Here is a 17929-nt window from a genome sequence, read left to right as displayed (position 1 = left end):
CGGGCAGTCGGTTCTTCAGTCCTGGACCCAGGGCAGGCCGTGGAAGCGCCAGCCATCGGAGCCGCCGCGCTGCTGGCGCTGGTCGATCTCGCCCTCGAAGCCTTCGAGCACGTTGAAGACGTGGGTGAAGCCGGCCTTGGCCGCCGCCTCGGCCGCCAGGGCCGAGCGCTTGCCGCTGCGGCACAGCAGCAGCGCCGTGGCCTCCTTGCCGCCGTGGCTGGCCAGGCGGGCCTCCAGCTCGCGCACGAAGCGCGGGTTGCGCTGCAGCGCGGTGCCCGTGGCCCAAGGCACGTGCAGGCTGTCCGGCACCCGGCCGACGAACTTCAGCTCTTCGGCCGAGCGCACGTCCACCAGCACGGCATCGCCAGCCAGGACGAGTTTCCACGCCACGGTGGGCGAAACGCCGCCCGCATAGGGCAGGCCGGACGCCAGTGCGACCGAACGGGCAGATTCCAATTCCTGTGCGAGCACAGCGTCCTGGGTATCCTGGATGGCGGATGAAGACATGGCAGGGGTCCTTGAAACGAGGGTGGTCGCAGCCCTCATGGGTGGGGCTGCTTTGAACATGCGTCCACTCTAAAACCCTTCCCATAAAACCCAAAAGAATAAAAATTGGTTTCTATAAAACCAAAACATCCTTGGAATTGATCAGGCAAGCCCCGCACCCGCCAGGCCGCGCAAGGCGTGCCCAAAGGGCCGAAGGTCCAGGCGCTCCGGCAGGTCGAGCACCTGCTGCGCCAGGGCCTCCCCCACAGCGGCCGAGTGCTTGAAGCCATGGCCCGAACAGGCCGAGGCCACGTGCACGCCCGGCCAGCCGGGCAGGCGGTCGATGACGAAGCCGTGGTCCGGGGTCACTGTGTACAGGCAGGCCCGCGCGTCCGTGCAGCGGGCGCCTGGGGCCTGAAAGCGCGGCAGCACATGGCGCTGGAGCATGGAATCCCGCTCGGCGTCGGCCACGACCCTGTCCACCGTATCGGGCGTGGTGGTCTCAAGGTACTGTGCGGTGGCCACCTTGAAGGCCGGCGCCTCTGCATCCGCGGTGGGAAAGCCGTAGATCGAATCGTCCGGCCCATCGCGGAAGGTCCAGATGAAGACCGGGAAGGCGCCGGGCCCGAAGGCGGGCGTGGCGGTCCCCACGTCGAACCAGAACATCACCTGGCGGTACACCGCCAGTTGGGGCGCCCAGGCATGCCGCAGCTCTTGGCCCAGCAGGCCCGGGAGCCACGGGCCGGCCGCCAGCACCACCTGCCCGGCGCTGTAGTTGCCTTGGGTGGTTTCCACGCGCACATGTCCGCCTTCGTGCGCGAGGCCGGTCACGCGAACCCCTGTCTGCACCGTGGCGCCATGCACCTGGGCCTGCTGCAGCTGGGCGCTGATGGCGGCCTCGGGCCGCACGAAGCCGGCGTCGCGCTCCCAGTAGGCGAACTCGTTGTCGTTGAGCTGGAACTGCGGGTAGCGCCGGCGCAGGTCGGCATGGTCCAGCACCTCGTGGTCTATGCCATGGCGGCGCGCGATCTCGATGGTGTTGTGCACGAAGTCGAGGCGGCGCCCCTGGTGCAGCGGCGCGCCATCGCGCGGCCCGAGCACCAGGCCGTGGGTGCGCGTGTAGATGGACTGGCCGGTGGCGGCCTCCAGCTCGTGCCAGATCTCGTGCGAGCGGCGCACCAGGGGCACGTATTCGTCGCCCTCCCCCACGGCCAGCCGCGTGATGCGGGTCTGGCCATGCGAGGAACCCAGGCTGTGCGGCGGCTGGAACTGGTCCAGCCCGAGCACGCTGGCCCCACGCCGTGCCAGCTGGTACAGCGTGGCGGAGCCTACGGCCCCGAGGCCGATGACGATGGTGTCGAAGTGATGGGGCATGCAGGCTCAGGCGAAGAGGCAAAGCGCCAGCTTAACGGCCAGGCCGCTCTCTTCCAACGCCGCATTTCGCATGAGCTCATGCCGAAACAAACCCGCCCCGCCCTTCAGCGGCGAACACCCCTCACTGCGGCCAGACCTTGCCCTTGCTCACGAAGCTGCCGGTGCCGGTCTTGTAGCCGAAGTGGACCTGCACGTTGAACGCGCGCAGCTCGGCCTCGGTGAAGTCCAGCGAGGGCGTGAACTTGAGGCTGGCGGCGTTGGCCACCTGGCTGGCGAAGGCGATGCCCTCCAGGTCCGCCGGCACCTGGCTGGCCCAGCTGCCGTTGGCCAGGCGGAAGAACCAGGTATCCGCCTGGAACGACTGGCCGTTGGCCGGAATGAGTGCCGCAACCCAGGTGCTGATCTTCGGGCTGGCAGCCACGTCGGATGTCGCCTGCGCCAGGGTGATATCGAGCCGCAGCGGCTGGCCGGCAGCGGACACCACCGAGGTGGACACCGTGGCCGGGACCGGCAGGGTCGTCGCATTGTCTTGCGGGGTGACCGTGCCGGTACCGCCGCCCGCGCTCGGTGCGTCCACCGGGTCGGGGTAGGCGCTGGTGGTCCAGACGATCTTGGCGTACCCGGCCGCATACTGGGCCATGTCCAGGTCGATGGCGCCCTGCACGTCGTACAGCGGGCTGCCGCTGAGCTGGCGCACGTAGAGCCAGTTGCCTTCCTTGGTGCTGCCCCGCTTGGCGTCGAGCTGGCCGCCCACGAAGCGCAGGGTGCCGCCCCCGTCGTGCACCACGAGTTGTTCACTGCGCTCGTTGACCAGGCGCGAGAACGCGCTGTCGATGCGCTCACTGGTCTGCGCGGCCTGGTACTCCGCGCCACTCAGGGCCGCCTCGCGCACCGGTGCCGAGCCATAGCGCAGCGCAAAGGCCGATTGCGTACGCTGGGGCGCATAGCCCGAGAACATGAACGAGCGCGTGCCCGCGGGGATGAAGATCTTGAATTCCTTGTTCTGCAGCTGGTAGCCGGTGAACTCGGGCAGAGCCAGGGAGCCACCGCCCGGAAAGGCACAACCGCCCGTGGCGTAGCCAATGGCGCAGCCCGTGACACCTGTCGGCGCGTACTGCTGCTTGAAGCCGATCCTGGTATCGAACTTGTAGTTGTAGGAGCCGGCTGCCGGAGGCAGGGCTATCTTGAGCGCCGACTGGTGGAGCGAGACGAAGTTGGCAGCCTGAGCGAACGGGGTCACCGCAGCCAGCAATAAAACAGCGAGATACCGCATGGGACACATCCAAAAAAAATAGACAGGAAACAAGGACAAAAATAAAAAACACGCCGCAAAAACAGCCTCTTGCAGGCCGCCGGGGGCATGCGTTGGCCCCCATCTCAAGCGTACCCGGGCGCCGCGCGGGCGATGGACGGAAAAGCAGGCAGGCGTGGCCTCTTATCCCGGCACGGCGCGCGTGCGGGCCCGGTGCAGCAGGGCCGCCGCCATCTCGCCGATCTCCTGGCCCATGAACAGCATGGCGCGCCAGTGCGCGGGAATGCCCTCGATGCCGTAGAAAGCCCCCGCCACCTGCCCGGTGATGGCGGCCGTGGTGTCGGCGTCGTCGCCCAGGTTGGCGGCGGCCAGCACGGCATCGGCAAACGAGCCGGTGGTGGCAAAGCACCACAGGGCCGCCTCCAGCGAGGCCACGCAGTAGCCGCTGCCCCGGATCGCCTCGCGCGGCTTGCCCAGGTAGGCGCCTGCCGTAATGGTCTGCACAGTCGGGCAGGCCAGGCCCGCCTGCGCCACGGACAGCACCTCCCGGCGGCCGGCCGGGCCCCGCGACGGATCTCCCTGGAGCGCATGGGCAATCACCTGCGCCAGCACGCTGCAGCACTCCACGGCCTCGGCCGCGCCGTGCGTGGTCTGCGAGCTGAGCCGCGCCTGGCGCACAACCGCCTGCATGTCGGGAAAGTAGCGCAGCACGACGGGCGCCAGCCGCATCAGCGAGCCGTTGCCGGCGGTCTGGGGATCGGTGGAGCCGGCCATCGGCTCGCCGTTGGCCATGAAGCGCGACAGCGCATCGCGCACGGTGATGCCGATGTCGAAGCAGGTGCCGGTCGGGCTGGGATCGCCCCGGCGCCACCAGTGCACATAGCGGTTCATCTGGTCTTCGGCATCGAAGCCGCCGCGGTGCAGCAGGCTCTGCCCCAGGCAGATGGCCATGGAGGTATCGTCCGTCCACTGGCCCGGCGCCAGGCCAAACGGCCCCCCGCCCACCATGTCGGCGATGGGTTCGAAGCTGCCACGCGGGCGGAACTCCAGCGTGGTGCCCACGGCATCGCCGCAGGCCAGGCCGACGAAACAGCCGCGGTAGCGGCCTTCCAGGTCCTTGTTGAAATGGGCTGCCATGGGTCCTCCGACTTAGTTTAATTGGTAAACTTATGATAGTTTCATTAAAATACTAAGTCAAGCCACCGCCACGGAGAACGCCATGCCCAAGACCCCTGCAGAAACCTTGTTCCCGCCCGTCATCTGCACCGTGGACGTGGTGCTCATGGCGCTCCAGGACGATGCCCTGCACGTCGTGCTGCTCGAACGCAAGAACCCGCCTTTTGCCGGCGCACTGGCCCTGCCGGGCGGCTATATCCACGCGCAGGAGGACAACACAGCCTGGCATGCGGCGGCGCGCGTGCTGCGCGACAAGACCGGCATCGTGAGCCCCTACCTCGAACAACTGGCCACCTACTCCGGCGCCGACCGGGATCCGCGCGGCTGGTCGGTCTCCGTCGTCTACTACGCGCTGGTGCCGGCAGAGCTGCTGCCCGCCGACCGCGAGGGGCTCACCCTGGCGCCGGTGGCCGCACTGCCAGCCCTGCCCTTCGACCACCGGGAGATCGTCACGCTGGCGGTGGAGCGCGTGCGCGCCAAGAGCCAGTACTCGTCGCTGCCGGTCTACCTGTGCGGCGAGCGCATCACCTTGCCGCGCCTGCAGGCGGTGTACGAGGCGGTGCTGGGCGAACCCATCAACAAGGTGAGCTTTCGGCGCAAGATCGACGAGCTGGACATGCTCGAACCCATCGCGGGCGCGCAGGAGACCGGTGGAGCGCACCGGCCGGCGCAGCTCTACCGCCTGCGCGATGCCTACCGGCGCGCGCTGTCGGTGGTGCAGCGCGGCATCAACTCCTGAATCAGGCGTGCAGCCACCGCGCATGCAGCCAGCGCGCGCAGTGGTCCAGCAGGTAGCCAAGGGCGCCGATCAGCACGATGGCGGCCATGAGCTCCGAGTACGCCAGGCGGTCGCGCGTGTCCAGGATGAAATAGCCCAGGCCGGCGGAGACGCCGAGCATTTCGGCAGGCACGAGCACGATCCACAGGATGCCGATGGCAGTGCGCACGCCGGTCAGGATGTGCGCGGTGATGCCGGGCAGGATGACGCGCAGCACCGTTTCGCGCCGGGTGGCGCAGACGCTGCGGGCCAGCAGCAGCCAGTGCGGGTCGAGCTGGGCCACGCCTGCCGAGGTGTTCAGCAAGATCGGCCACACGGCGGCGAAGGCGAGCAGGAAGTACACCGGCGCATCGCCCACACCCAGTACCATGACGGCGATGGGCATCCACGACAGCGGCGAGATCATGCGCAGGAACTGGAACACCGGCGTGGTGGCCTGCGCGAACAGCCGCCACACCCCGGTGAGGATGCCCAGGGGCACGCCCACCGCCACGGCCAGCAGCAGGCCCACGGCCACGCGCTTCAGGCTCAGCCATGCGTGGTGCCAGATGTCGGGGCCGGTCACCAGGTGCCACAGCGCCTCCAGCGAGGGCAGCGGCGCGAAGGCGGCGGCGATGGGAGTGCGCCGGGTCAGCAGCAGGCTGCCCACCCACCACAGCACCGCGACCAGCGCGATGCCGACCTGGGGCAGCACGAACCTGCGCAGGCGGGCCTCCACGGCGCTCAGGCGATCAGGGTTTCGCGTCGCGTGTAGTCGGCCGGCACGCCGAACACGCCGGGCCCACCCACGCTGTCGATGGCCTTGCGCACGAAGCGCGTGTCCACCAGGTCCTGCGCGACGAACTTCGGGTCGAGCCTGTCGAGGAAGCTGGTGTCGCCCTCGACCTTGGTGGCCTTGATGGAGCGCACGAGCTGCTCGGTGTACGAGGCGTAGGGGTACGGCTGGAAGTCGATGCGCCGCTGGTGCCAGCCCTTGTTGCGCACGATGCCCTTGGCCTCGTAGTCGGCATAGTCGGTGGCGGCCAGCACCTTGGCCAGCGTGCGCGCCGGGTGCGGCGTGTAGCGGCGCTCGCCTGTGCTGGACAGCAGCGACGCGGTCTCCAGCCGGTTGTCGCGCGTCCACAGCTGCCCTTGCACGATGGCGTTGGTGACGCGCTGCGACCACTCGGGCCGCTCGGCCAGGTCGCGCTCGGCCAGGAAGGTGACGCAGCAGGCGTGGTCCTTCCACACATCACCGGAGAAGCGCAGGATCTTGCCCACGCCAGCCAGCTCGGCGGCGGCGTTGAAAGGCTCGGCCACGATGAAGCCGGCAATGGCCTTGGAGGCCAGGGCCGAGACCATTTCCGCCGGGGCCAGCACAACCAGGTTCACCTCCTTGGGGCCTATGGCGGCTTCGCGCGCACGCGTCACGGCCGTGAGCCCTTCCTTGCGCAGCACGTCTTGCAGCAGGATGTTGTGCACCGAGTACCAGAACGGCACCGCCACCGTCTTGCCGCCCAGCTCGGCGATGCTGTTCACCTCCGGCAGCACCGTGAGCGCGGAGCCGTTGATGTGGTTCCAGGCCACGATCTTGGCCGGGAACTTGGAGCCGTAGCGCACCCACAGCGTGGCGGGCGTGAGCAGGTGGATGACGTTGACCTGGCCCGAGACGAAGGCCTCGACGATCTGCGCCCACGAGCGAAAGAGCCGGGGCGCCTCGGCCTTGAGGCCCTGCTTCTCGAACAGGCCCCGGCCGTGGGCCACCAGCAGCGGCGTGGCATCGGTGATGGGCAGGTAGCCGATCTTCACAGGCTGGTCGTCGCCCTTGAAGGCCTGGGCGCGCGCATCGTTGGCGAACAGCAGCGGCGCGGCGATGCCGCTGGTGGCCAGGGCGCCCAGGCGCAGCATGTCGCGGCGCGTCAGGCCGCAGTCGCAGTGGCTCGATGCACAGATGTGCGGGGCTGCGGGCGGTCGCGCGGTGGTGCTCTCGGTCATAGTGATCGGCTCTTTCAAGGGTGGTTCGTTCGTTCAGGGTGAGGGGGTGGGGTCGGCCTGCCGGGCAGCGTGCAGCGCGCCCAGGATCTGCAGCCGCAGGGCGCCGGCCTCGGGCGAATCGGCCCTGCGCGGCCGGGCGATGTCCACCCGCCACTCGCGCACGATGCGGCCGGGCCGCGCGCCCATGAGCACGATGCGGTCGCCCACCAGCAGGGCTTCGTCGATGTCGTGCGTGACCAGCAGCGCGGCGGTCTGCCAGCGGTGCACCAGGTCCACCAGCAGTTGCTGCATCTCGGCCCGGGTGATCGCGTCCAGCGCGGAAAAAGGTTCGTCGGCCAGCAGCAGCACCGGCTCGCGCACCAGGGCCCGGGCCAGCGCCACGCGCTGCGCCATGCCGCCCGACAGCTGCGCCGGGAACAGCCGACCCTGGCCCTGCAGCCCCACGGCGGCCAGCGCCTCGTCCACCCGCTGGCGCAGGGCGCTGCGGGTGATGGCACTCTGGTGCGCGAAGTCGAGGCCAAAGCCCACGTTGCGCTCTGCGTTGAGCCAGGGCAGCAGGGCCGGCTGCTGGAAGACCAGCGCCGCACGTGGGTGCGGGCGCAGATGCGGCGCGCCCATGAAGTGCAGCTCGCCGGTGGTGTGAGCCGCGTCCGCAGGCGCCTCCAGCCGGGCCAGCACGCGCAGCAGGGTCGACTTGCCGCAGCCGCTGCCGCCCAGCAGGCAGACGATTTCGCGCTGCCCCACGGACAGCGACACGTCGGAAAAGACCGCTTCGCCCAGGGCCTGCGCGTAGCGAAAGCCCAGGCCCTGGGCCTGCACCACGGGCGTGTCCACGGCGGTGGCAGTGGTCCCGGTCACGCCGCAGTGGCCGCAAAGGCCTGGGGCAGCGTTGCAGGAGTGGCTGCGGCATCGGCCTGTTGCTGCTGCTGCGCCCGCCGCGCCAGCTCGCCGCGCAGCTGCGTGACGCTGGGCGTGACGATGGGGATGAAGGCCGCCTCGCGCCAGTGGCGCGCGAAGCTCAGCGCCAGGTCGCGGTGGTAGGCCCGCCCGCCGCTGGCCTGCAGCTCGAGCTGCACCGCCTGCTGCACAGTGTCGGCCAGGTCCAGCCGCAGCTGGAACAGCAGCGCCGGGTGATCCAGAAAGCGCCCGCTGGCCAGGCCCTCGCGCAGCGCGGCCACGCTGGCATCGAGTCGCGCGCGCAGGGTTTGCAGCGGCTCGTCGAGCACGCTGCGCCCGGCACGGCCCCCGCCGGCCGCCTGGGCTGCCGTGGCCAGCGCGGCGCGCGCCAGGCCGATGGACAGCCCGCATTGCAGCCCCAGGAAGGCCGGGCGCACGCGCGGCAGGAAGACGTTGGCATTGTCGTGCAGCAGGTCGTCGGGCGAGACCTCCACCGCCGTGATGGCCAGCGACGCCGTGTTGCTGCCGCGCAGGGCGATCAGGTCCAGGTCGGCGCTGCGCACCAGACCAGCCCGGCCCGAGGGCAGCGCCGTGACCAGCGGCGGCCCATCGCTGCGGGCCACCACCGCCGCCGCCACGAAGCCCTCGGGCCGCAGGTTGGTGCACCAGGGCACGCTGCCGTCGAGCAGCCAGCCACCGGCCGTGGCCGTCGCCTGGATGCCCAGCGACTCGATGCCGCCCAGGTATTTCATGGCGTTGGACAGGCCGGTAGCGCCCGCGTGCTCACCCGCGATGAGCGCCGGCAGCCAGCGCTTGCGCAGTGCTGCATTGGGCGATTGCAGCAGGTACTCGATGAACGCGCGGTGGCCCCAGAAGGCGAAGGCCGCCGTCAGCGAGTGGCCAGCCACCTTGGCAATCGACTCGACGGCGTCCCACAGCGGCCCGCCCTGGCCATCGGCCCCAAACGCCCCGGCCCTGGCCAGGCGCGGCACGACTTCGGCTGCCAGGGTGCTGTCCTCGTCCAGGGCCTGCGCGTTGTCGGCAAACCAGGCGCTGTGTGCCTCATGCAGCATGGGGTGCCACCTGTGTGCTGGGGGCCTGCAGGTTGCCAGGCAGGTAGGGCTGCAGCTGGGGGTTGACGGGGCTTTGCGCCAGGCTGTTGGCAAAGTTGCACAGGGTGGCCAGGCTGACGCCCAGCACCACTTCCAGCGCCTGCTGCTGCGTGCAGCCGCCCGCGCCCAGGAAGGCGGCGAGCGCGGCGTCGGGCACCGCGCCGCGCTTGGCGATCACGGCTTCGGCGAAAACACGCACGGCATCGAGGCGGGCGTCGCCGGTGGCCTGGCCGGCCTGCAGGGCCTGCACCTGCTCCACCGCAAGCCCCGCCTGCTTGAGCGCCACGGCCGTGTGCCCGGCCACGCAGAAGTCGCAGCCGTGGATGCGCGCCGCGGTGATCTGCACCACCTCGCGCTCGGCCAGCGTGAGCGTGCCGCGCGCATTGATCCTGGCGACGCTGAGGTAGGTCTCCAGCGCCTCGGGCGAGTTGGCCAGGATGCCGATGAGGTTGGGCAGAAAACCGTTGTTGGCCAGGGCCCGCGCCACGAAGGGGCGGCTGCCCTCGGGGGCGGAGGCTTCGGTGTGCAATGTGAGGCGGGTGGGCATGGCAGCGGGGTGTTTGCAGGGGTGGCGTGAAGGGGGGCGGAACGCGATGGGAGTCGAGGCTGGATTCTTGCCGTGCGGCGCCGCGCGCTCAATGACCGAAGGTCGCGGCTTTATGCCTGTTCGTGCACGGCGTCGGCTGTGGCGGTGGCGGCTGCACCCCGCGGGTCGCGCGAACGCGCGCGCTGCCAGGCACCCGGCTGCTCGCCGATCACCCGCTTGAAGGCGCGCGAGAACGCGGCATACGACTCGTAGCCCACCGCCTCGGCGGCGCGGCCGATGGACTCGCCCTGCTCGAGCTGGCGCGCGGCCACCTGCATCCGGAGCAGCAGCAGGAATTGCAGCGGCGAGCGCCCGCAGGCCTCGCCGAACTGGCGAAAGAACGCGGCCCGCGAGAGGTGCACGCGGCGCGCCATGTCGTCCACCGACCAGGGGTGCGCTGGGGCCTGCAGCATGTCGGCCACCAGCCCGGCAAAGCCCGGCCGGCGCAGCAGCAGCCACAGGCCGCGCGCGCCGGGGTCGCTCTGCGCCACGTGCCGGAAAGCGTAGAAGAACAGCAGGCCGGTGAGCCGGTCCATCACGGCCGAGGGCTCGGTGCCGGTACGGCGCGCCTCCAGCAGCATCAGGTCGAACAGCGAAGCGGCGGCGGCCATGGAGGCGTCCGAGCCGCGCAGCACCAGCGACTCGGGCACCACATCGGCCACCAGTGTGCGCAACGGCCCCTCGAACGAGAAGAAGCCGCAGGCCAGCGCCGTGGCCCCGAGGGTCGGGCCCGCAGCCAGCGCCTGCATGGCCACCGGCCGGCAGTCGATGCCGGGGTCGGAATACGGCGACAGGAAATGCGGCACGTCACGCATCAGGAACACGCCGTCGCGCGGCATCAGCGCCACCGATTCGCGCCCCGGCATGTGCAGCCAGCAGCGCCCCTCCAGGATCAGGTGGAAGCTGGCCTGCGCATGCCCTGCGGTGGACGCCTTCCAGCGCCCGCAGTACTGCCCCACATGGAACAGCTGGGCGCCCCAGTCCAGGCCGTCGAGCAGCCAGCCCACCACCCGGTCCAGCTGCAGGGTGTCGGCATCGCCCGTGCCCCCGCTCTGCGGGGCGTGCACGCCGATGGATGCTTGTTGTTGTCGTTGAACCGTGGCCATGGGCTGAGTCTGGCGCCCAGCGGCCCGTGCGGCAACGAACGAATCATTCTGAACTTATGAGAAAGCTGGCCTTGGCCCGCACCCGCTGCATGCGCAACTTCATGTGGGCGGCAGCACCGCCCTACTCCAGCGGCGTGCCCGTGGCGCGCACCGCCTTCTCCACGGCCTCGCGCTGCAGCGTGGGCGCAAAGGTCTCGATAAAGCTGTAGGCATAGCCGCGCAGCCAGGTGCCCTTGCGCACGGCCAGGCGGGTGACGTTGACCTCGAACAGGTGGCGCGCGTCGAGCATGCGCAGCTGGCGGTCGCGCTCGGGGTCGACCGCGATGGAGGCCACGATGCCCACGCCCATGCCCAGCTCCACATAGGTCTTGATCACGTCGGCATCCATGGCCGAGAGCACCACGTCCGGGCGCAGGCCTTCGCGCGCAAAGGCCTCGTCGATGTGGGCCCGGCCGGTGTAGCCCAGCTCGTAGGTGATGATGGGGTACTCGGTGAGCTGCTGCAGCGTCACCGGCTCGGTCAATTCCAGCAGCGGGTGGTCGGGTGGCACGACGATGCTGTGCGTCCAGCGGTAGCACGGCAGGGTGACCAGCGCGTCGTAGTGCGCCAGCGCCTCGGTGGCCACGCCGATGTCGGCCTCGCCGCTGAGCAGCATCTCGGCCACCTGCTTGGGCGAGCCCTGGTGCAGGTGCAGCGAGACCTGCGGGAACATGGCGCGGAAGTCGCGCACCACCTGCGGCAGCGCATAGCGCGCCTGCGAGTGGGTGGCCGCGATCGACAGGCGCCCTTCATGGCTGGCGCTGTAGTCCTGCCCCGCGCGGCGCAGGTTGTCGGCGTCGTGCAGCAGGCGCTCCACGATGGGCAGCACGGCCTCGCCCGGCGGGGTGAGGCCCGTGAGGCGCTTGCCTGCGCGCACGAAGATCTCGATGCCCAACTCTTCCTCGAGCTCGCGGATCTGGCGGCTCACTCCCGGCTGCGAGGTGTAGAGGATGGAGGCGACTTCGGTCAGGTTGAAGCCGCTGCGCACGGTCTCGCGCACGGACCGCAGTTGCTGGAAGTTCATGGAGTGTCTCTGTAGTTCGTATCGGCAGGCGGATGGACCGGGCGACCCCGGCGATGGGGTCGCCAATGAAAAAAGGCGGCACAGGCCGCCCCTTTGCGCACCAGGATCAGAAGCCTGGCAGCACCGATCCCTTGAACTCGGTCTGGATGAACTTGCGCACTTCCTCCGAGTGGTAGGCCTTCACCAGCTTGGCCACCCAGGGCTTGTCCTTGTCGGCTTCGCGCACGGCGATCAGGTTGACATAGGGGCTCTTGGCGTTCTCTTGCGCAATCGCATCCTTGCCTGGGTTCAGGCCGGCGGAGAGCGCGAAGTTGGTGTTGATGGCCGAGGCGTCCAGGTCGTCGAGCGAACGGGGCAGTTGGGCGGCATCGAGTTCCACGAACTTGATCTTCTTGGGGTTGCTCACCACGTCCAGCGGCGTGGCCTTGAGGTCGGAGCCTTCACGCAGCTTGATCAGACCCTTGTCCTGCAGCACCAGCAGCACGCGGCCGCCGTTGGTCGGGTCGTTGGGGATGCCGAACTTGGCGCCTTCCTTGAGGTCTTCGAGCTTCTTGACCTTCTTGGAGTACAGGCCGATCGGGAAGTTGACGGTGTAGCCCACGGGCACGATCTTGTAGCCACGGTCCTTGACCTGGTTGTCCAGGTAGGGCTTGTGCTGGTAGCTGTTGGCATCGAGGTCGCCCGAGGCCAGGGCGGCGTTGGGCTGCACATAGTCGCTGAACTCGACGACCTGGATCTTCAGGCCGTCCTTCTCGGCGACCTTCTTGACCACTTCGAAGATCTGCGCGTGGGGGCCGCCCGTCACGCCGATCTTCAGGGGCTTGTCCTGCGCCATGGCGCCCGTGGCAAAACCAGTGGCGAGGGCCAGGGCAAGAGCGGACTGCAGGAGGGAGCGCTTATTCACGGAAAACACCTTTCGTTATGAGATGTTTCCACTATAGGGTTTGCCCTTTAAAACTCAAAAGAATAACTTTTAATTACCTTAGGTTCAATTGATATAAAGAAGTCAAGCAAGCAGCGTCAACCACGCAAGGCCACGTTGTTGAGCTTGTCCAGCCGCTCGGGCCAGGTGCCCTCGGTGGCCGACTGGTGCAGGATGCGTGTCCACGCCACCCAGGCATCCCACTGCACGCGCTTGTCCCAGGAGTTGCCCCAGGCGCTGAACTGCTGCAGCGCGCTGGAGGCTGCGGCGGCTGCGTCCGCATTGCGGCCGGCAGACAGGTACAGCTGGGCCAGCACCATCTGCGGCTCGCCCACCCAGGGGTTGTGGCGCACGGCGCTCTCCAGCACGGCGGTGGCCACGTCAAGGTCGGCCAGGGGCTGGTCCTGCTGGATCACTGACCAGTACAGCGAGGTGGCCGCCGCTTCGTCGGTGGCCGACAGCTCGGCCGTGCAGCCGTTGAACACGGGCGGCATGGGCAGCAAGCCCTTGAGGCCCGGGTGCTGCAGCGCCAGGCCCAGCGCATTGATCTGGCTGACCATGCGGCCACTGGGGCGCATGGGGCCCGGCCACAGCGAGGCCGCCCAGTGCACGGCCTGCGGCCGCTGCTGCACCGTGGGAAAGCGCGAGTAGATGTCGTCCTGCCAGCTGAACCACTGCTCGATGGTGTCGGCCATGCTCACGATGATGAAGGCCGCCACCTCGTAGGGCGTGAGCGTGTGGGGCTTGCCGTCCTTCTCCAGCACCAGGCTGCCGTCGGCTTCGAATGCGCCGGCCAGCACGCGTTGCACGAACTGCGTGCGCGACTGGGTGCAGAACAGGTAGACCAGGTGCTCGGCCGAATCGCCAGCTATCTCGCGCACGCGGGCGCGTTCCTTGGCGGGGTCGAACTTCACCAGGTCCACGAAGGCATTGCCGTACACGCTGTGCAAGAGGCCCAGGAGGCGCACGTCGCGCGGCTGCTGCCACATGGCCAGCGAGCGTGCCACACCCACCAGGTGGTGGCGGAAGGTGCCGGCCTTGTGCCAGTCCTGCCCCACATTGCGCGCCAGCACGGTGGGCAGCACGGGGGCCAGGTCGGCGTCGCGGGCCAGCCATTCCTCGTCGAGCAGGGGCAAGGCGCGGGCCAGCAGGTCGGCATCGAGCGGTTGCAGTGGCAGCGGCGTCGTCGTCACGGTGTCTCCTTATAGGTATGTCTTGTACCCAAGTATCGCCGCGAAGGCATGTTTGCACATCAATCCAGCATACTGGAATAAAAATCCATTAAACTGGAATCATGGACATCCACACCCGCATTGCCACGCGTTTGCGCGAACTGCGCGACGTGCGCGGCTACTCCCTCGAAGCGCTGGCCGAGCGCAGCGGCGTGAGCCGCTCCAACATCTCGCTGATCGAGCGCGGCCAGAGCAGCCCCACGGCAGCCGTGCTCGACAAACTGGCCATCGGCCTGGGCGTGGCGCTGGCCTCGTTCTTCGATGATGGCATCCCGGGCGCGGAACCGCCTTCCCCCGTGATCCGCGCCGGCGACCAGCCGGTATGGCAGGACCCGGCCTCGGGCTATGTGCGCCGCCGGCTGTCGCCCCCGGCGCCATCGCCGCTGCAGTTGGTGGAGGTGGTCTTCCCCGCGGGCCAGCGCGTGGCGCTGGACTCGGCCGTGCACGACGCCGACATCTACCAGCAGGTCTGGCTCGTCGAAGGCGCCATGGACCTCACCGTGGGCGAGACCACCTGGCACCTCAAGGCCGGCGACTGCCTGGCCATGCGCCTGAACCAGCCCATCGTGTTCCACAACCCCACGGGGCAGGACGCGCGCTACTTGGTGGCGCTGGCCACCCTGCCCTCCACCCCCATCCCCACCCGGAGAAACCCATGAATGCCGCCGCCAACACCACCCCTATCATCACCGTGCGCCGCCTGGGCGCCAACGAAGCCGCAGCCAGCGTCCAGGCCCTGGCCGAGGTGCTGATCGACTGCGTGCACGGTGGCGCGTCGGTGAGCTTCATGGCGCCCCTGCCGCAGAACAAGGCCCTGGCCTTCTGGCGCGGCGTGGCCGAGGGTGTGGCGCAGGGCGAGCGCGTGCTGCTGGTGGCCGAGGATGCGGCAGAGGGCATCGTGGGCACCGTGCAGCTCATCACCGCCATGCCCGACAACCAGCCCCACCGGGCCGACGTGGCCAAGATGCTGGTGCACCGCAAGGCGCGCCGCCGGGGCGTGGCCCAGCGCCTGATGGCCGCGCTCGACGATGCCGCGCGCAGCGAGGGCAAGAGCGTGCTGGTGCTGGACACGGTGACCGGCGGCGATGCCGAGCGCCTGTACGAGCGCGCTGGCTGGCAGCGCGTGGGCGCGGTGCCGCGCTACGCACTGATGCCCGACGGTGCCTTCTGCGGCACCACCTTTTTCTTCAAGCAGCTTTGACGCCACGCGCCGCCAGGCCCTGCAGCGCATCCAGCACTGCGCGCGTGGCTGCGCCGTGCGCCTGGTCGGTGCGGTAGGCCAGGCCCAGTTCGCGCAGTAGCGGCGGGTGCAGCGGGCGCACCTGCAGGCCGGCGTTGTCGGGATCGCCACTCCGTACGTCGGGCTGCTCCAGCGGCAGCAGGGCCGCGCCCTGCCCTGCGGCCACCAGGCTGCGCAACGCCAGCGGGTGATTGAGCTCCATGCGCGGGCGCCCGTGCAGCCCGGCCTGGGCGAACCAGGCCGCGATCAAGCGGTGCATCTGCGTGGCCGGGCCGAACGACATCCAGGGGTGCTCGGCCAGCCATTCGCCCGTGATGCGCCGGGGCGCCTTCCAGCCCGGCGGCAGCAGAGCCACCATGGGGTCGCTGCGCCAGTGCAGCACCTGTGCCTGGCCGGTGGCGGCCTGCGGCAGGGCGACGATGGCCAGGTCCAGCGTGCCCGCCGCCAGGCGCGCCATGGCCTCGGCAGAGCCGAGCACATCGAGCCGCACGTCCACCCCCGGGCTCTGGAGGGCCAGCGTGTCCACCAGGCGCGGCAACAGGTGCGGGCTGACGCCCGCCGTGGTGCCCAGCCGCACCAGGCCTTCGAGGCCCTGGGCGCGGCGGCGCACCTGCTCCAGCACTTCGTCGGCCCCGGCCAGGAGGCGACGGCCGCCAGCCACCAGGGCCTCGCCCGCAGGCGTCAGGCCGGCCTGCCGGCGCCCGCGCACCACCAACTGCGCCCCCAGGCGCGACTCCAGTTCGCTGATGTGCAGGCTCACCGTGGGCGGCGCCAGGTGCAGCGCCTGCGCCGCGGCCGCCAGGGTGCCCAGGTCGGCAATGGCCACCAGGGTCTGCACCTGGTCGAGGTTGAGGTTACGCATCAGAAATCCTGAATCGAGCAGTCATTGAATTCAACTTTACAGATGTCTGGGCGCGCAACACCATCTCCGGATGCTTACCAACGACGTTTTTTTCATCGTGCTGCTGTCCGCCGCCCTCAATGCCGGCTGGAACAGCGCCATCAAGATCGGCGGCGACCGCATCACCGCCATGGCCATCACCACGCTGTTCGGCAGCGCGCTGTCGCTGCTGGCCCTGCCTTGGGTGGACTTGCCCGGCGCCGCGGCCTGGGCGCTGCTGGGCTTGTCGATTGCTATCCACACCGCCTACCACTTCGCGCTGCCGCTGGCCTACAACCACGGCGACCTGGGGCAGGTGTACCCCATCGCGCGCGGCTCTGCGCCGGTGATGGTGATGCTCGGCGGCGCCCTGTTCGCGGGCGAATGGCCCGGGCCTGGCGCCCTGGTGGGCGTGCTGTGCCTGTGCGCCGGGGTGCTGTCGCTGGCGCTGCTCAAGACACCCAAGGGCGGTGGCACCAGCAGCAGTCGAAAAGCGGTGGGTTACGCCTTGCTCACCGGCGCGCTGATCGCGGCCTACACGGTGGTGGATGCGCTCGGCGCCCGGCAGTCCGGCACGGCCATCGGTTTCGCGGTGCTGATCACGCTGGGCGACGGCATTGCCACGGCGCTCATCGTGCTGGGGTGGAAGGGGCGGCGCGCCTTCGTGGTGGACCGCCGTGCCCTGTGGCTGTGCGCTGCCGCGGGCACCATGCAGATGGGCGCCTACTGGACCGCCGTGTGGGCCCTGGCCCGCGCGCCCATGGGCCAGGTATCGGCCCTGCGCGAGACCAGCGTGCTGTTGGTGGCGCTGGTCTCGGCGTGGCTGCTCAGGGAGCGCGTGGGGCCGGGCCGCATCGTGGCGGCGGTGCTGGTGTTCGCAGGCATCGCGGGCATCCGGCTGGGCGCGTGACACAGGGCTGTCGGTGGCGGTTGGTATAAATGGCCATGTCTTTCGCATTGCCCCTGGCCACCCCTGCTCCCGGCGATCTCGCCAGCCCCGAGAACCCCATCCTCGTCCGCACCCTCGAAGAGCGCGCCTTCAACGCCTGGCCCGCACGCCAGAGCGTGCTGCATGGCGGCTGGGTGTTCCGTCTGTCGGGTGGCTTCACCAAGCGCGCCAATTCGGTGAATGCCGTCGAGGCCGGCGCGTCGTTCACCGGTGTGCGCGCTGCGGCCGAGGCGCTGTATGCACGCCACGGCCTGCCGCCCGTGTTCCGCATGTCCCCCCTGGCGCACCCCGACGCCGACCGGGGACTCGCCGACGCCGGCTACACGCATTTCGACCCTTCGCTGGTGATGGCATCCGCCGGGCTGGACGCGGCTCAGGCCCATGCCGGCGTGCAGATCAACGCCACGCCTTCGGCCACCTGGCTCGATGGCTTTGCCGCGGCCAATGGGGTGCGTGCGCAATACCATGCCATCCACCACGGCATGGTGCATGCCATCGCCCTGCCCTGTGCATTTGCGAGCCTGCGCGACGGCTCGGGCCGGACCATCGGCTTCGGCCTGGCGGTGCTGGAGCGCGGGGCCATCGGGCTTTATGACATCGTGGTCGACCCGGAGTTGCGCGGGCTGGGGCATGGACGCGCGTTGGTGTGTGCGTTGCTGCACTGGGGGCGTGAAGCGGGTGCTGTGTCCGCCTATCTGCAGGTGCGGGCGGTCAATGAGGTGGCTCAGCGGTTGTATGCGGGGTTGGGGTTTGTGGAGGTGTATCAGTACCACTATCGGATTCCGCCGTTGAAGGTTTGATGGGTGGCGATCATTGCTGTTTGGCTTTGCTGAGGGCGGAGGCCGGGTCTCGGCCCGGCGGCCGAGGTACCTTTCTTTGCGTCGCCAAAGAAACGTACCCCA

General features: G+C 69.4%; 19 protein-coding genes. 5 read left to right on the top strand and 14 right to left on the bottom strand.

Features of this window, described 5'->3' with window-relative positions; all coding sequences use genetic code 11:
- Positions 1-15 precede the first annotated feature (15 nt).
- The 4 genes from PMI14_RS20470 to PMI14_RS20455 form a co-directional block, all read right to left on the bottom strand.
- Positions 16-507: a rhodanese-like domain-containing protein gene (locus PMI14_RS20470; protein ID WP_007857264.1), complete on the bottom strand. Its 492-nt coding sequence runs from the start codon at positions 505-507 to the stop codon at positions 16-18.
- A 141-nt stretch (positions 508-648) separates the two neighbouring features.
- A complete protein-coding gene (gene solA, locus PMI14_RS20465) occupies positions 649-1860 on the bottom strand; it encodes an N-methyl-L-tryptophan oxidase (RefSeq protein ID WP_007857263.1) in 1212 nt (403 codons plus the stop codon).
- A 121-nt stretch (positions 1861-1981) separates the two neighbouring features.
- A complete protein-coding gene (locus PMI14_RS20460) occupies positions 1982-3100 on the bottom strand; it encodes a hypothetical protein (RefSeq protein ID WP_238541874.1) in 1119 nt (372 codons plus the stop codon).
- A gap of 195 nt (positions 3101-3295) precedes the next feature.
- A complete protein-coding gene (locus PMI14_RS20455) occupies positions 3296-4249 on the bottom strand; it encodes an ADP-ribosylglycohydrolase family protein (RefSeq protein ID WP_007857261.1) in 954 nt (317 codons plus the stop codon).
- 82 nt (positions 4250-4331) lie between these two features.
- On the opposite strand from PMI14_RS20455, the gene PMI14_RS20450 reads away from it, so the two are divergent.
- Positions 4332-5027, top strand: a complete 696-nt coding sequence (locus tag PMI14_RS20450) for an NUDIX domain-containing protein (RefSeq protein WP_007857260.1) — start codon at positions 4332-4334, stop codon at positions 5025-5027.
- A 1-nt stretch (position 5028) separates the two neighbouring features.
- Here the strand turns inward: PMI14_RS20450 and PMI14_RS20445 are convergent, their stop codons facing one another.
- The 9 genes from PMI14_RS20445 to PMI14_RS20405 all read right to left on the bottom strand — a co-directional run bounded on the left by PMI14_RS20445 (position 5029) and on the right by PMI14_RS20405 (position 13919).
- The gene (locus tag PMI14_RS20445; RefSeq protein ID WP_007857258.1) at positions 5029-5784 is read right to left on the bottom strand and encodes an ABC transporter permease; all 756 of its coding nucleotides are present in this window, start codon (positions 5782-5784) and stop codon (positions 5029-5031) included.
- A gap of 5 nt (positions 5785-5789) precedes the next feature.
- The gene (locus PMI14_RS20440) at positions 5790-7040 is read right to left on the bottom strand and encodes an ABC transporter substrate-binding protein (protein WP_007857257.1); all 1251 of its coding nucleotides are present in this window, start codon (positions 7038-7040) and stop codon (positions 5790-5792) included.
- A gap of 33 nt (positions 7041-7073) precedes the next feature.
- Entirely contained in the window at positions 7074-7898 is an 825-nt protein-coding gene (locus PMI14_RS20435; RefSeq protein ID WP_007857256.1) for an ABC transporter ATP-binding protein, read from the bottom strand.
- Complete coding sequence (locus PMI14_RS20430; protein ID WP_007857255.1) at positions 7895-9010, bottom strand: hypothetical protein; 1116 nt, start codon at positions 9008-9010, stop codon at positions 7895-7897. Before PMI14_RS20430 ends, PMI14_RS20435 begins: the two co-directional genes overlap by 4 nt.
- Complete coding sequence (locus PMI14_RS20425; protein ID WP_007857254.1) at positions 9000-9596, bottom strand: carboxymuconolactone decarboxylase family protein; 597 nt, start codon at positions 9594-9596, stop codon at positions 9000-9002. The genes PMI14_RS20430 and PMI14_RS20425 overlap by 11 nt, the downstream gene beginning before the upstream one ends.
- A gap of 110 nt (positions 9597-9706) precedes the next feature.
- A complete protein-coding gene (locus PMI14_RS20420; protein WP_007857253.1) occupies positions 9707-10741 on the bottom strand; it encodes an AraC family transcriptional regulator in 1035 nt (344 codons plus the stop codon).
- 121 nt (positions 10742-10862) lie between these two features.
- Positions 10863-11804 (bottom strand): CysB family HTH-type transcriptional regulator, encoded by a 942-nt coding sequence (locus PMI14_RS20415; protein WP_007857252.1) that lies wholly within the window; start codon positions 11802-11804, stop codon positions 10863-10865.
- 106 nt (positions 11805-11910) lie between these two features.
- Positions 11911-12708 (bottom strand): MetQ/NlpA family ABC transporter substrate-binding protein, encoded by a 798-nt coding sequence (locus tag PMI14_RS20410; RefSeq protein ID WP_007857251.1) that lies wholly within the window; start codon positions 12706-12708, stop codon positions 11911-11913.
- 116 nt (positions 12709-12824) lie between these two features.
- Positions 12825-13919 carry a DUF6817 domain-containing protein gene (locus PMI14_RS20405; protein WP_007857250.1) on the bottom strand — a complete coding sequence of 365 codons (1095 nt, stop codon included), beginning with the start codon at positions 13917-13919 and terminating at the stop codon, positions 12825-12827.
- 101 nt (positions 13920-14020) lie between these two features.
- On the opposite strand from PMI14_RS20405, the gene PMI14_RS20400 reads away from it, so the two are divergent.
- Entirely contained in the window at positions 14021-14617 is a 597-nt protein-coding gene (locus PMI14_RS20400) for a helix-turn-helix domain-containing protein (protein WP_007857249.1), read from the top strand.
- Positions 14614-15159 (top strand): GNAT family N-acetyltransferase, encoded by a 546-nt coding sequence (locus PMI14_RS20395; protein ID WP_007857248.1) that lies wholly within the window; start codon positions 14614-14616, stop codon positions 15157-15159. Before PMI14_RS20400 ends, PMI14_RS20395 begins: the two co-directional genes overlap by 4 nt.
- Here the strand turns inward: PMI14_RS20395 and PMI14_RS20390 are convergent.
- Positions 15146-16060, bottom strand: coding sequence for a LysR family transcriptional regulator (locus tag PMI14_RS20390; RefSeq protein WP_007857247.1), 915 nt, complete (start codon positions 16058-16060; stop codon positions 15146-15148). The genes PMI14_RS20395 and PMI14_RS20390 overlap by 14 nt on opposite strands.
- 70 nt (positions 16061-16130) lie before the next feature.
- Here PMI14_RS20390 and PMI14_RS20385 point away from each other — a divergent pair, with 70 nt between their 5' ends.
- Both PMI14_RS20385 and PMI14_RS20380 read left to right on the top strand, forming a co-directional pair.
- Positions 16131-16988: a DMT family transporter gene (locus PMI14_RS20385; RefSeq protein ID WP_007857246.1), complete on the top strand. Its 858-nt coding sequence runs from the start codon at positions 16131-16133 to the stop codon at positions 16986-16988.
- A gap of 29 nt (positions 16989-17017) precedes the next feature.
- Positions 17018-17827 (top strand): N-acetyltransferase, encoded by an 810-nt coding sequence (locus PMI14_RS20380; protein ID WP_007857245.1) that lies wholly within the window; start codon positions 17018-17020, stop codon positions 17825-17827.
- Positions 17828-17929 lie beyond the last annotated feature (102 nt).

This window comes from Acidovorax sp. CF316 (genome assembly GCF_000276605.1).
Lineage (GTDB): Bacteria > Pseudomonadota > Gammaproteobacteria > Burkholderiales > Burkholderiaceae_C > Acidovorax.
The sequence above is the reverse complement of the archived record's forward strand: the minus strand, read 5'-3'. Positions and strand labels throughout refer to the sequence as shown.